The organism is Streptomyces sp. HUAS 31 (assembly GCF_028198125.1).
GTDB classification, from domain to species: domain Bacteria; phylum Actinomycetota; class Actinomycetes; order Streptomycetales; family Streptomycetaceae; genus Streptomyces; species Streptomyces chartreusis.
Genome location: NZ_CP116353.1, coordinates 419,657 through 432,810 on the forward strand (window position 1 = coordinate 419,657; position 13,154 = coordinate 432,810).

A 13,154-nucleotide genomic window follows, 5' to 3' on the forward strand; every position below is an offset into this window, starting at 1 on the left:
AGGCACCCGTGAGGCGGCTGGCCGGGCGGATTCTGGCCGGGCTCGCGATGGTGCTGGGGCTCGCGGTCGCCCCGTCGCCCGTCGCGTCCGGTGCCGTCGCCGCGCCCCAGGCCGCACCGTTCAAGGTCATCGCCTTCTACAACGGCACCTGGGACGCCGCGCACATCGACTTCGTGAAAGAAGCCAATGAGTGGTTTCCGCGTACCGGGGCCCAGAACAACTTCACCTACACCGCGACGACCAACTGGGACCTGCTCGCGAACGGAGGTGTGAACGACTACCAGGTCGTCCTCTTCCTCGACGACGCGCCGCAGAGCTCGGCCCAGCGGGCCGGATTCGAGCGGTACGTGCGGGCCGGGGGCGGCTGGATGGGCTTCCATGTCTCGGCGTTCACGACCGACGCCGGTTCCTGGCCCTGGTACTACAACAACTTCCTCGGCAGCGGGAACTTCCGTTCCAACACCTGGGGCCCGACGACCGCGGTGCTGCGCACCGAGGACCGTACCCACCCCTCCACCACCGGCCTTCCCGCGACGTTCACCTCGGCGGTCAGCGAGTGGTACAGCTGGTCCAACGACCTGCGCAACAACCCGAACATCAAGATCCTGGCCTCGGTGGATCCGTCGAGCTTCCCGCTCGGCACCGACCCCAACCAGTCCTGGTACAGCGGCTACTACCCGATCATGTGGACCAACACCCAGTACAAGATGCTGTACGCGAACTTCGGCCACAACGCCATGAACTACGAGACCAACACCCGGCTGTCGTCCACGTTCGCCAGCGCCACCCAGAACCGGTTCCTCATCGACGGGCTCAAGTGGCTCGCCGGCGCGAGCGGCACTCCCACACCCACCGACCCGATCTCGGACACCGCCTGGTACTCCCTGGCCGACGCGGCGCACGGCACCTGCGTCGACGCAAGGGCCGCGGCCACGGCCAACGGCACCGCGATCCAGCAGTACACCTGCAACCAGACCCTGGCCCAGCAGTTCCAGTTCCGCCCCACCGACAGCGGCTACTCACGCATCGCGATCCGGGCCAATCCGCAGCAGGTCGTCGACGTCACCGGCGTCTCGACCGCCGACAACGCGCCGTTGCAGCTGTGGGCCTACGGCGGTGGCGGCAACCAGCAGTGGCGCCCCGAGCGGGAGGCATCGGGGAACTACCGCTTCGTCGCCCGGCACAGCGGCAAGTGCCTCAGTACGACGGGCAGTTCCGCGAACAGCGTGCAGCTGGTGCAGCGGCCCTGTGACAACTCGGCCGCACAGTCCTTCCGGCTGACCGCACAGCCCTAGGCGAGGCCGGCGACGCTACCCGCCCTTGGCGTCGCCGGTGTCCCGTCCGTCCCGGCGCCGGGATTTCACGGCGTCCAGCGACAGGGCGAGGACGGCACGGTCGTCGTTGTCGGCCTGCGCCGACCAGCGTTCCGCGTCGGTGCGGACGAACGACACGACCGTCGCCGGGTCGGGTGCGCGCTCCCCGGAGAACCGTTGCCCGAGCCGTTCGAGGACGGGGTAGAAGACGCCGTCCTCGTCACGCGCCTCGCTCACCCCGTCCGTGTGCAGGACGAGCACCTCCGCCGGTCCGAGCAGGTGCACCGTCGTGTCTACCCCGTCCGGCGAGAGACCGCCCAGCCCGAGTGGCAGTCCCGGTGCCGTGGGCAGTCGTCGGGCGCCGTTCGGGCCGACCGCCACGGGCGCGGGGTGGCCGCGGTCGACGATGCGCACCTCGCCGCCCTCCGGCGGGAACTCCAGCACCAGGGCGGTGACGAACAGTTCGGGGTCGCCGTCGTCGCCCGCCGGGCTGTTGCGGGCGATGCTGAGCTCCAGCCGGGCGGCCAGGGCGCTCAGGCTCTGCCATTCGTGGGCCGAGACCCGGAAGCTGCCCAGCACCGCGGCGACGGTCTGCACCGCGCCGAGCCCCTTGCCGCGGACGTCGCCGATGATGACCCGCACTCCGAAGGGCGTCTCGCACACGTCGTACAGATCCCCGCCGACGAGGGTGCCGCCCTCGCCTGCCTCGTAGAACCCGGCGGCACGCACCGGGCCGAGTCTTCGCGGCACCGGGCGCAGCAGGGTCCGCTGCATGGCCTCGGCGACCGAGTTGGCGCGGATGAGGTGTTGCCGGGTCCGTTCCCGCTGCGCGGCGAGCGCGACGCTTGCGATGCCGATGAGGGCGGTGGCGGCGTACAGGGCGACGTGGTGCTGTTCGTCGAAGTGGCCGGGGCGGCGGGCGGCCATCCACATCTGCAGCCCCAGGCACACGACGGCCGACATCGCGGTGCCCAGCGGGCCGCGCGTCGCGGCGGCCAGGGCCGGGACCGCGACGAGCAGGAAGCTCACCGGTTCACGGCCCCTGACGATGAACTCGGCGGCCAGGTCGACGAGCACCGCGACGAGCGGCAGCCACCAGACCCAGCCGCGCAGGGTGGGGCCCTGCAGCTCGCGGCGCGGGGGTCGGCCTGGCACGGCGCCGCCCCTAGTTCCCGGGCCCGTCGGGACCGGAGCCGGACCCTGGGCTCGCGGTGCCGGCGGCCGTCGTACCGCGTGCCGGCCGCCGGATCGCCTCGGGAAGCCCGGCCTCGATGCGGGTGAGCTGGGCGGTCAGGCTGCGCAGCCACATGTCGAGGTCGACCAGGACCGGCAACGGCGGCCCGGTCGGCCGTACGGGTGGAGTCGCCTTGTCGACCGTCTTGGGCGGTCTGCCGCTGCACAGGTCGGCGAGTCGGTCCGTGGTCCGGGCGAGCGTGTCGGCGCCGGCCCTGGCCCGGTCGCCGGCGTCCGGGGGCAGGGTGTTGGCGGGCAGGTCGAAGCGGGGCAGCCACTGGGCGCCGAGCAGGATGTGGTGGGCGGTGAGGAGTACGGCGTGCCAGTCGGCGCGTACGTGTGCGTCGCTGCCGGGTTCGCTGCGGAACTGGGCGTAGGCGGACTCCGCCAGGCGCAGCCGGTGCAGCGCGGGGAGCGAGGCCGGGGCCGGGACGGAGCCCGGTGGCACCGCGGCGAGCATGCCGACGGTGCCCTTGATCAGCGGGCCGCACTCGTACAGCAGGCCCGCCATGGTTCTGCGCACCTCGGCGCGGGCGCCGGCCGGCCAGGCGAGCATTCCGCACAGCAGACCGATGGCGCTGCCGGTGACCACGTCCACGATCCGGGCCTCGGCCAGTCGCCAGGAGGCCGGGGCGATCTGGGCGAACGCGGTGGCCACGACCAGCGTGAAAAGGCCCTGCGCCCAGGCGATGCCGAGCAGGGGCCCGAGCGCGAAGGCGATCAGCATGGCGGGGGCCAGGATGGCCGCGTACGCCTCGGTGTGCCGGGCCAGGCCGGTGAGCAGGGCGCCCGCGACGACGGCGCCCACGAGGTTGCCGGTGACGGCCTGACGGATGGCCGTCCAGGCCTCCTCCACCGTGGTCCGGCTCAGTGTCAGCACCGCGAGCAGCACCCAGAAACCGTGCGTCAGATCGAGCGAGCCCGCCACCAGTCGTGCCGCGGCCAACGCCAGCGCGATCCGCAGGGCGTTGTGGAACTGCACCGAGCGCAGCGAGATGTTGCCGGTGATCCGGCGCAGCCACAGCTGGGCGGTGGCCGCGTGCGTGTACCAGAACAGCTCCGTGGGTTCGATGGGCGCAGTGCGACGTCCGTCGAGGCCGACCCGCACGGAGATCTCCAGGGCGCGCACCGACTCGGCGACCGCCAGCAGCGCCGCCTGTCTGCGCAGCACCTCCGCCGGAGGCACCTCGTCGGCGGGTCCCGCCGCCTGCCGGGCTCGGATCCGCTGGAAGTCGTCGATGGCCTCGTCCATCCGCTGCGGTCCCGGGGCGGCCCTGCCCGTGCGCAGGGCGGCGGCGGTGTCGTCGAGGAGGGACACCACGCGCGGCAGCAGCGTTCGCAGCGCTGTGTCCCGGTCACCTTCTCCGCTCTCCCGGACGCTGTCGTTCCGCGCTCCGCTCCGCACGAGTTCGCGCAGCTCGCCCATCTCGGTCAGATGGGCGAGCTGTTCGAGGAGCCGGCGGGCGGCGGACCCCGCCTGAGCCAGGCCGCGGGCCGCGCGGTCCGGGCCGGCGGGACGCTGCGCGGGCGAGGTGTTGGACAGCCGCAGCCGAGCGCCGGCCTCCCGCAGCTCCTCCGGTGCGAGGGCGTTGTCCCCGGTGATGGTGTCGCGCGCCGTCGCGAGCGCCTGCGCGAGAGCCGCCCGGTACGTCGGCTCAGGTGGGGTCGGCAGCACGAACAGCTCGCACAGCACGAGCGCGACCACGCCGAAGGTGAGCCCTGCCAGCCGCAGGCCCAGCGTGTCGGGTTCGTACGGCGGGAAGCAGGCCAGGATGTAGAAGAGCTGGAGTCCGGGGGCCGCCCCGGCAGGGCGCGGGCCCGCGATCGTCGCGAAGGCGAGGAGGAAGCCCACGACGAGCATGCCGAGCACCGCCGCCCAGGTGTGCACCGCGAGCACGGTCCCGAGAGTCACCAGCCCGAGTCCCACGGGCAGTGCCTTCAGCATCACCTCGGCCCGCTGCCGCCCGGATCCGGGGATCGGGGACAGCAGGCCCAAGGAGATCGGCCCGAAGAGTGCGTACAGGGCGAGGACGGGTTCGTCGAGCCCGTACACGAAGGTGTAGAAGCCGAGGGACGCGGCGAGGGTCACCCGCACCGACCGGTGCAGGATCCGGGTCCGCTCCACCCCGCCGATCACGGCAGCTGCCCGCCGTGTGACGGCCGCGAGCCGGCGCCGCCACCGTGGGCCCGTGCGCCGGCCGAGCGGGGCGAGCCCGGCGGCGGGGCTTCCCCGATCTCGGCCGCGTCCGCGAACCGATGACGTACCACCAGGACTACCGCGGAAGCCGCCAGAATCACCGCACCTCCGCAGCGCAGGATCGCGTCGTAGGCGGCGTCCGGCGACCGCTCCGGCAGCATCGCGGTGATCGCGGACGCGGCGGCCGCCAGCGCGACGCCGCCGAGGGTGACCAGGAAGGTGAGCAGTACGCCCGAGGCCTCACCGGCCCGTTCGGGCGACACGACCTGCTGGGTGGCCACGCTGGCGAACGTCCAGCCCAGCCCCAGGCCGAGTCCGCACCAGGCGAACACGGGAACGTACAGCCACCAGGCCGTCACCAGGCTGAGCACGATCATGCCCGTGCCGGCGAGCGCCCCGGCCAGCGCCATCACCGACACCGGGCGCAGGTGCCCGGAGAGCCTCGCGCCGAGCGGCCCGCTGAGCGCCACCAGCGCGGCGGGGGCCAGGAACACCACGCCCGCCTCCAGCGGAGACAGGCCCCGCACCTGCTGGAGGTACAGCGTCGACACGAACACGGTGACCGCGTAGCCCATGTTGGTGACGGTGCCCGTGCCGGTCACCAGGACGTAGGGCGTGTTGCGGAAGAGCCCGAGGTCGATGAGCGGATGCCGGGCGCGCAGCTCACGCCGTACGAACAGGGCGGCCGCCACCGCGAAGAGGGCCAGCAGGGTGAGTGTGCGGGCATGGTCCCAGCCCCAGGCGCTGCCGCGTTCGACGGCCAGTGTGAGCGCGGCCAGTGCGCATACGACGGTCGCGCAGCCGATCAGGTCGAGCTGGCGCGGTGCCGTCGGATCCCGGGAGTCGGGCACGTACGCGTACGCGACGGCCAGTGCCAGCACGCTCAGCGGTGCCAGCAGCCAGAAGATCCAGCGCCAGCCGGGTCCCTCGGTGAAGCCGCCGCCGACGAACGGTCCCAGGGCCGTGCCCACGTTGGCGATGCCGAACACCGCTCCCAGCGCTCGGGCCCGGGTCTCGTCCGGGAAGGCGTTGGTGATCACGGCGACCGAGACCGGGAAGACGAAGCCCGCGCCGACGCCCTGCACGATCCGCGCGCCGACGAGCGCCCACAGCCCCGGCGCGAGCGCGCAGCCGACCGATCCGGCAGCGAACAGGGCCGTGCCGGCGAGCAGGGCGCCTCGCCGTCCGAAGACGTCGCCGACCCGGCCGCCGACGATGAAGCAGCAGCCGATGGCGAGCATGTACGCGGAGAGGGTCCACTGGGCCGCCGAGGCGGTGACACCGAATTCGTCGGCGATGCCGGGGACGGCCAGGTTCAGCGCGAAGAAGTCGAGCTGGATGCAGAACAGGGCGACCGCCACCGCGATGAACGCACCTCTGCGCGCGGCCGGCGAAGCCTCTGCGCCCATGAGCACGTTCCTCTCGGACCGACACCACCACGGCGACGAACCACCGCACGACGCGGCCGGCCGGACACGCCCTCGACTCCCCGATTGTCGACCGCCCCCGCCACCCCCGCAGCCCGGCATTCCCCCACTCGGCGGCACTCCACCGAGTCGGGGACAGGCGGCCGACGCTCCCGCCGCCCGGCGCCGGTACCGGCCTTCGGGCGAATTCCGGGCCGGGTCCGCGATCCGGCGGCCGATGGGTGGTACGGGCATGAGGATGGCCACGCCCCCCGATCCGCCCGCCTCGTCCGTCGGCCGCCCGAGCGGCGCGGATTCGCGCGTGCCGGAGTGGCTGCGGACGTCTGCCGCCTACGCATGGCGGATCATCGTCGTGGCGATCGTCGTGCGTGCCGTGTTCTCGGTGCTCGGGCAGTTCCACCGGGTCGCCGTCGCCGTGTTCCTCGGTCTGGTCCTCACGACCGTGCTGCGCCCCGTGGCCGGGCTCCTCGCCCGCAGGATGCCGCGTCCGCTCGCCGTGGCGAGTGCGGTCATCGGCGGTATCGCCGTCGTGTTCGGGGGGCTTGCCCTGGTGGGCGAGATCGTGGCGAGTCAGCGAAGAGGGCTCCAGAGGGAGTTCGTGGCGGGTATCGGCCGGATCGAACGGCAGCTGGAGGAACCGCCCTTCCGGCTCCCGGCGAACACGTTCGACGACCTCCAGTCCCGGATCGGCAAGCTCCTCTCCAGCCACCGCTCCACCATCATCAGCGAGGCCGTGAGCGGCGCAAGCCGGCTGCTCGAAGTGCTGACGGTCATCGCGCTGGCCCTGTTCTGCGCCGTGTTCTTCACGCACTCCGGCGACCGGCAGTGGCAGTGGATCTGCGATCAGCTGCCCAGGAGGGCGCGGCAGCACCTCATGCTCGCCGGCCGGGCCGCATGGCGGACGTTCACCGGATACACGCACGGCATCCTGCTCGTCGCGGCGACCAACGCGTTCCTGGTCTGCATCGCCCTGCTCGTCCTCCGTGTCCCCCTTGCCGTTCCGCTGGCGCTGCTTGAATTCGTGGCCGCCTTCATCCCGTTGATCGGCTCACCCATCGCCCTGGCCGTCGCGGCCGTCGTCGCGCTGGCGACGAAGGGGCCGGTGACCGCTCTCATCGTCGTCGCGCTGATCGTGATCATCGGTCAGATCGAGGGCCACCTCCTGCACCCCATCGTCATGAGCTGGGCGGTGCGTCTGCATCCGGTCGTCGTGGCCCTCGCCGTCGTCGGCGGGGCGATCGCGGCCGGGTTCATCGGCGCCGTCGTGGCCGTGCCCTTCGTCGCCGTCCTCTGGTCGGTCCACCAGGCGCTGCGGGGCCGCGCCGACGGCTCGGAGGCAGCCGGGGCACGGCCGGTCGTGGGGTCCGGTCCTCGGCCGACTTCTGAATGATCTCTAGGGCGTGTGCTGGCGGGCCGTCCGGTAGCGGAGGTAGACGACTCTCGAGTTGTAGCTGCGGGTCTCGACGAGTTCGAGGTCCACCTGGCTCTCGTGCCGGGGGAAGAACGGAATGCCACCGCCGAGCAGCACCGGGTAGACCATGAGCTGGTACTCGTCGATCAGCCCCGCGGCGGCCACCTCGGCGGCGAGAGTCGGGCCGCCGATCGCGATGTCCCCCTCCCCCGGCTCGGCGCGCAAGCGCTCGATCTCCTTCGCCACGTCGCCGGACACCAGGCGGGCATTGCCCTCCACCGCCGACAGCGTGTTGGAGAACACCACCTTGGGGAGCGCTTTCCAGAGCGCGGCGAACTCCAGCCCCGGGGCGTCGAGCGACGGATCCTGTTCGGCCGTCTCCCAGTACAGCATCGCCTCGTAGAGCCGTCGTCCCAGCAGGTGAAAGCCGAGCTCTCGCACATCTTCGATCCAGAAGCGGAAGACCTCCTCGTCTGGCGCTCCCCAGTCCATCCCGCCGTCGGGGCCGACGATGTAGCCGTCCAGTGAGACGTTCATCGAATAGGTCACTCTGCGCATCGGACGTCCTCCTCGGTGACGGTTCGACAGTACGACCGCCGAACGCCCCAGGACTCATCGCGGCTCGCGGAATTCCCTCGGAACCATCCGCCCCGCGCGCCCCGACTCGCCCGTTCGCCCGCCGTCAGTCCATCAGGACGCCGGGGTTGAGGATCCCGTGGGGGTCAAGGGCGTTCTTGGTGGCGCGGAGTGCCAGGGCGAAGGGGGCCGGGCGCTGGAGGTCGTAGCCGGGGCGGTGGTCGCGGCCGACGGCGTGGTGGTGGGTGATGGTGGCGCGGTGGCGGTGCAGTACGTCGGTCGCGGCGGCCTTGATGTCGTCCCAGACGGCGACTTCGTCGCCGGGGCGGCCGGCGACGGCCACGGTGAAGTAGGGGGCGGCGCCGTCGGGGTAGACGTGGGTCAGACGGCAGTTGATGGTGGCCGCGTGCCCGGTGGCCTTCAGGGCGGCGGCGCCGACCTCGGTGCGGACGGCGTCGATCAGGGCGGGGATCCGGTCCCAGGTGGCGGCCGTCTCGAAGGTCTCGACGACGGCACCCATACGGGCCAGTCCGTCGCGCAGATAGGGCATGCGCAGGAACGCCGAGCGCCAGGCGCCGACGGCCGCGTCGGCCGGGGCGCCGCCGTTCGCCTTCGGTGCCTCGCCGGTGCCGCCGTGTGCGCGGGCCAGGTCCAGGGCGATCGCGAGACGGTCGTCGACGGGGGCGGTCGCGGATTCGAAGCCCAGGACCAGCACGGAGGAGCCGTCGTGCGAGGCGCCGGAGAGCAGCGCCTCGCCGGGGTCGAGCAGGCGGCAGTTGGCCGGGGCGAGGTCGGACTGGGCGATGGTGCGCACGGCGTCGAGCGCACGCCGGAAGTCGGTGAAGGCGACGGACGCGGACGCCTTGTGCCGGGGGCGTTCCTGAAGGCGCATCCACGCCCTGGTGATGACGCCGAGCGCGCCTTCGGATCCCAGGAACAGACGGTCGGGCGAGGGTCCTGCGCCGGATCCGGGCAGACGCCAGGAAGTGCTGGTTCCGGCGGGGGTGACGACGCGCAGGGACTGCACGAAGTCGTCGATGTGGGTGTGGACTGTGGCGTAGTGGCCGCCGGCCCGGGTCGCAAGCCAGCCGCCGAGGGTGGAGAACTCGAAGCTCTGCGGGAAGTGGCGCAGCGTCAGGCCGTGCGGGCGCAGCTGTTCTTCCAGTACGGGACCGAGTGCCCCGGCCTGGATGAGGGCCGAACGGCTGACGGTGTCGATCTCCAGGACCCGGTCCATCGCGGTCAGGTCGAGGGACAGCACGGCCCGGTGGGCTTCGCCGCGGTACTCCACGCCGCCGACGACGGACGAGCCGCCGCCGAAGGGGACGACGGCCACTTGGTGCTCGCCGGCCCAGTCCAGCAGGTCGGCCACCTCCTGGTCGTCGGTCGGGCGGGCAACGAGGTCGGGGATCCGGCCGGGGCGGCCTCGCAGGGCCCGGATGACGTCGCGGTAGGCCTTGCCCATCGCGTGGGCGGCGCGGGCCTCGGGATCGGCGGTCACCAGGTGCGCGAGGGAGGGCGGGGGTGTCGCGGCGGGACCGCCGATGGCGAGGTCGGCAACCCGGGGTATCGGCAGCGGCCGGGCGAGGGTGCCCGGCAGCAGCGCGCCCATCTCGACGCACTCGGCGTCGTCGGGGTGGGCGTCCGTATAGCCCCAGCCCCACCAGGAGCGGGTGCGGGAGTTGCCGGGGTCGGTCGCGGTCGCGGTGGCAGGCATGGGTGTGCTCCCAGCGGGGTCCAGTGAATTTACCCTACGGTAAATTACCGTAGGGTAAGATCGATGGCATGACAACGCACTCCTCCAAGGCCGGCACCAAGGGCGTGCCGAGAGCCGCGCGTGAGCAGCAGGTTCTGGCCGCGGCCACCGAGGAGTTCGGCCGTCATGGCTACGAGGCCACCACCGTGGCCGCCATCGCCACGCGCGTGGGCGTCACCAAGCCGCTGCTGCACCAGTACTTCGGCAGCAAGCAGGACCTCTACCTCGCCTGCCTCGACCCGGTCGGCGAACGCCTCCTGGGCGCGGTCCGCACCGCGATGGCCGAGCCGGCCGCCGATGCGCCGCCCACCTCCCTGCGCGTCCTGGCGGCCCTGTTCACCGCCCTCGAAGGGCGGCGCGACGCCTGGTTCGTGCTCTACGACGCCACGCTGCCGCCCGACAGCGACGCAGCCCGCCGCGCCTCGCACTACCGCACCGCCATCGACGACCTCGCCGCGACCGGCACAGCCGACCTGCTGCGATCGGCCGGCGCCGGCGACCCGCTCGACGCCGACGCCCTCAAGTACGCGTGGCGCGGCCTGTGCACCGCCCTGGTCCGCTGGTGGATCAACCACCCCGACCAGTCGCCGGAGGCCATGACGCAGCGGTGCGCCCGCATCTTCGCCGCCGCCCGCACCATCGGACTCACCGACGACGAGCACGCCTGATTCGCGTCGGCCCACCGGCGACCCGTCCATCGACCACGAGGGCGACGTCGGCGTCCTGCCCCGTCTCCTGGACCCGCTGAACGAACCGACTCCGGAGGCGACCGTGCCGGGCCACGGCGATGCTGCCGCGGCCCGGCCGACGTGCCGTCAGGGAGTCCCCGGGGTCACTTGTCGCGGGAGGCGAGGTACTCCTCGACGCCCGGCGCGGTGTGGGCCTCCTCCAGGTTCACCGCGGCACCGACCGCCTTCGCGTCCGGCTTGTGCACGTAGGTGGAGGTGCTGGCCGGCTGCGCCTTGTCGGAGAAGTTCTGCGCGGTGCCGAGGCCGACGTCGACGTTGGACTGGGCACGGTGCGCCTTGACGACGTCCTCGCGGGCGAGACTGCCGCCCTCGCAGGCCTTCTTCAGGTCGGCGCCCATGATCTGGGCGGCGTTGTAGCCGGAGAGAACTCCGGCGTCGACCAGGGCGTCCGGGTACTTCTTCTTGTACGAGGCGACCATCTTCCGCACCCCGGGCAGGTCGGAGCTGGCGGCCGGGGCGGCGCTGACGATGTTGAGCATGGCGGCGAGGGCGGGCGCGGCCGGGGTCTTCATCAGCTGCGGGGCGTAGCCGGGGGCGCTGCTGACGACGGGGACCTTCAGACCGCGGGATGCCGCGACTCCGACCAGTGAGGCGGTCTGGGCCGGTCCTGCGCTGATCAGGATCGCCTTGACGTCTTCCTTGCGCAGCGCCGAGACCTGCGCGGACAGGTCGGTGTCGGTGGCCTTGATCTTCTGGCCGACGACCTTCAGGCCTGCCTTCTTCGCGGCCCACTTTGAGCCCTCCAGCGCGTTCGCGCCGTAGTCGCCCTCGAAGTAGACGTGCCCGACCTTGTCGCCCTTCTTCAAGCCCTTGGTGCGGGTGAGGAAGTCGACGGCGGCGATCATGTCGATGTCGTAGGTGGTGCCCAGAACCTGTACGGATTCCCGGTCCAGCAGGGAGGCGGCCCAGGCCTGGGGGAAAGTCAGCACCTTGTCCCGGTCGATGTCGTCGAGCAGCGCGGCCATCACGGGCGATCCGATGACCTGGGGCAGGGCGACGACGTCCGCGGAGATGTCGGCGTAGGCGGTGACGGCCTTCTGGACGTCGTAGCCGTGGTCCTTGACGACGATCTCCACGCGCCGGTCGCAGATGCCTCCGTCGGCGTTGACCTCGTCGGCCCACATCTGCTGCGCCTGCACGATGCTCTTGCCGAGGGTCGCGTACGGGCCGGTGAGGTCCGTGAGGGCGCCGAGCTTGATGGTCTTGTCGGTGACTCCGGGGCCGGTCTTGACGCCGTCGGCGCCGTCGCCCGCGCTGTCGGAGGAGTTGGCCTTGGAGCTGCATCCCGTGCCTGCGAGCAGCAGGGCGGCGAGTGCCGCGGCCAGGAGCGTTCTGCTGCGCGGTGCGGCGCGGTGTGTGTGGTCGTGCGAGGGCTTCACGGGGTGGGCTCCTTGGCTCGTACGGCTGGCGCGGTCGGTTGGGAAGGGGAGGTGGCGTTCGAGGGTGGTGGTGCCGTCCGGGGGCGGCGGACGCGGGCGCGCAGCCGCCGGACCAGGCCGTGCAGGCCGTCGGGGGCGAAGAGGAGGATCAGGACGATCGACGCGCCGTAGAGGTAGCGGGCCGCCTCGGTGGGGCCGACCGTGCCGTCGGTGGTGCCGGGGGCGGCCACCAGCGGGAGTTGGTCGGCGTAACGGGTCATCAGCAGCGGCAGTGCCGTGACGAACACGGCGCCGACGGTGGCTCCGGCCACCGATCCGAGTCCGCCGATGACGATCATGGCGAGGTAGTCGACGGACAGCACGAGGCCGAAGTAGTCGGGCACCACGCGGCGGAAGGAGAGGGCGAGCAGTACGCCGGCCAGGCCCGCGTACATCGACGACACCACGAAGGCCGCCGAGCGGTAGCGGGAGACGTCGACGCCCATCACCGCGGCCGCGGTCTCGCTGTCGCGCAGCGCCACCAGGGCTCGCCCGGGACGCCCTCGCAGCAGCCCCCTGGCGGTGAACCAGGTGACCGCGAACAGCGCGAGGCCCAAGTACCACAGCCGTTCCTCGGCACCGAACGGCACGCCCAGCAGGGTGAGTTCGGAGTCGGCGGAGAAGGAGAAGCCGCCCACTTCCAGGGGTGGCACCGAGCGGCCGTTGAAACCGCCGGTGACGGAGTCCGCGGTGAGCAGGACGTGGTGCCCGAGGAAGACCAGGGCCAGGGTGGCGACGCCGAGGTAGATGCCACGCACCCGGCCGGCGACGGGACTGAACAGCCCGCCGGCCGCACCGGCCAGCAGCACCGCGAGTACCGCGGCGACGACGGTGGGCAGCCCGGGTCCGGGTTCACCGGCCAGCCATACGTAGCCGTAGGCGCCCACGGCCAGGAAGAAGGCGTGGCCGAGGGAGAGTTGGCCGGCGGTGCCGGACAGCAGGCCCAGGCCCACCGCGCCGACCGCCGCCGCCATGGAGAACAGGCCGATGCGCAACCAGAACGCGTCGAGGTAGAAGGGCAGCGCGCACAGGACGGCGACGGCCGCGAAGGTCCGGCCCAGACGGATCGCTCGG

Annotated in this window: 10 protein-coding genes; 3 read left to right on the forward strand and 7 right to left on the reverse strand. The window is 72.3% G+C overall.

Annotated elements, in window-relative coordinates; all coding sequences use genetic code 11:
• The first annotated feature begins 47 nt into the window (after window positions 1-47).
• Window positions 48-1,295, forward strand: a complete 1,248-nt coding sequence (locus PGH47_RS01780) for a ThuA domain-containing protein (RefSeq protein WP_271667951.1) — start codon at window positions 48-50, stop codon at window positions 1,293-1,295.
• Window positions 1,296-1,310: 15 nt separating this feature from the next.
• On the opposite strand, the gene PGH47_RS01785 is transcribed toward PGH47_RS01780, so the two are convergent.
• Genes PGH47_RS01785 through PGH47_RS01795 form a run of 3 tightly spaced genes read right to left on the reverse strand, consistent with a single transcriptional unit; the run spans window position 1,311 to window position 6,152 of the window.
• Entirely contained in the window at window positions 1,311-2,468 is a 1,158-nt protein-coding gene (locus PGH47_RS01785) for a PP2C family protein-serine/threonine phosphatase (RefSeq protein ID WP_271661879.1), read from the reverse strand.
• 10 nt (window positions 2,469-2,478) lie between these two features.
• A complete protein-coding gene (locus PGH47_RS01790; protein ID WP_271661880.1) occupies window positions 2,479-4,683 on the reverse strand; it encodes an FUSC family protein in 2,205 nt (734 codons plus the stop codon).
• Window positions 4,680-6,152 (reverse strand): MFS transporter, encoded by a 1,473-nt coding sequence (locus PGH47_RS01795; RefSeq protein WP_271661881.1) that lies wholly within the window; start codon window positions 6,150-6,152, stop codon window positions 4,680-4,682. The genes PGH47_RS01790 and PGH47_RS01795 overlap by 4 nt, the downstream gene beginning before the upstream one ends.
• Window positions 6,153-6,408: 256 nt before the next feature.
• Between PGH47_RS01795 and PGH47_RS01800 the strand changes: the two genes are divergently transcribed.
• Window positions 6,409-7,560 carry an AI-2E family transporter gene (locus PGH47_RS01800; protein ID WP_271661882.1) on the forward strand — a complete coding sequence of 384 codons (1,152 nt, stop codon included), beginning with the start codon at window positions 6,409-6,411 and terminating at the stop codon, window positions 7,558-7,560.
• A 3-nt stretch (window positions 7,561-7,563) separates the two neighbouring features.
• Here the strand turns inward: PGH47_RS01800 and PGH47_RS01805 are convergent, their stop codons facing one another.
• Complete coding sequence (locus tag PGH47_RS01805) at window positions 7,564-8,139, reverse strand: dihydrofolate reductase family protein (protein WP_271661883.1); 576 nt, start codon at window positions 8,137-8,139, stop codon at window positions 7,564-7,566.
• 124 nt (window positions 8,140-8,263) lie between these two features.
• Entirely contained in the window at window positions 8,264-9,874 is a 1,611-nt protein-coding gene (locus PGH47_RS01810; protein WP_271661884.1) for an FAD-binding oxidoreductase, read from the reverse strand.
• Window positions 9,875-9,942: 68 nt separating this feature from the next.
• On the opposite strand from PGH47_RS01810, the gene PGH47_RS01815 reads away from it, so the two are divergent.
• Entirely contained in the window at window positions 9,943-10,581 is a 639-nt protein-coding gene (locus PGH47_RS01815) for a TetR/AcrR family transcriptional regulator (protein ID WP_271661885.1), read from the forward strand.
• Between the two features lie 164 nt (window positions 10,582-10,745).
• Here the strand turns inward: PGH47_RS01815 and PGH47_RS01820 are convergent, their stop codons facing one another.
• The gene (locus tag PGH47_RS01820) at window positions 10,746-12,041 is read right to left on the reverse strand and encodes an ABC transporter substrate-binding protein (RefSeq protein ID WP_271661886.1); all 1,296 of its coding nucleotides are present in this window, start codon (window positions 12,039-12,041) and stop codon (window positions 10,746-10,748) included.
• Window positions 12,038-13,147, reverse strand: coding sequence for a branched-chain amino acid ABC transporter permease (locus PGH47_RS01825; RefSeq protein WP_271667952.1), 1,110 nt, complete (start codon window positions 13,145-13,147; stop codon window positions 12,038-12,040). The genes PGH47_RS01820 and PGH47_RS01825 overlap by 4 nt, the downstream gene beginning before the upstream one ends.
• Window positions 13,148-13,154: the final 7 nt, after the last annotated feature.

Bases quoted from the DNA above. Each gene is read 5' to 3' on its own strand.
- PGH47_RS01780 (WP_271667951.1), top strand. From the start codon at position 48: ATGGTGCTGGGGCTCGCGGTCGCCCCGTCGCCCGTCGCGTCCGGTGCC.
- PGH47_RS01800 (WP_271661882.1), top strand. From the start codon at position 6,409: ATGGCCACGCCCCCCGATCCGCCCGCCTCGTCCGTCGGCCGCCCGAGC.
- PGH47_RS01795 (WP_271661881.1), bottom strand. From the start codon at position 6,152: ATGGGCGCAGAGGCTTCGCCGGCCGCGCGCAGAGGTGCGTTCATCGCG.
- PGH47_RS01805 (WP_271661883.1), bottom strand. From the start codon at position 8,139: ATGCGCAGAGTGACCTATTCGATGAACGTCTCACTGGACGGCTACATC.
- PGH47_RS01815 (WP_271661885.1), top strand. From the start codon at position 9,943: ATGACAACGCACTCCTCCAAGGCCGGCACCAAGGGCGTGCCGAGAGCC.
- PGH47_RS01810 (WP_271661884.1), bottom strand. From the start codon at position 9,874: ATGCCTGCCACCGCGACCGCGACCGACCCCGGCAACTCCCGCACCCGC.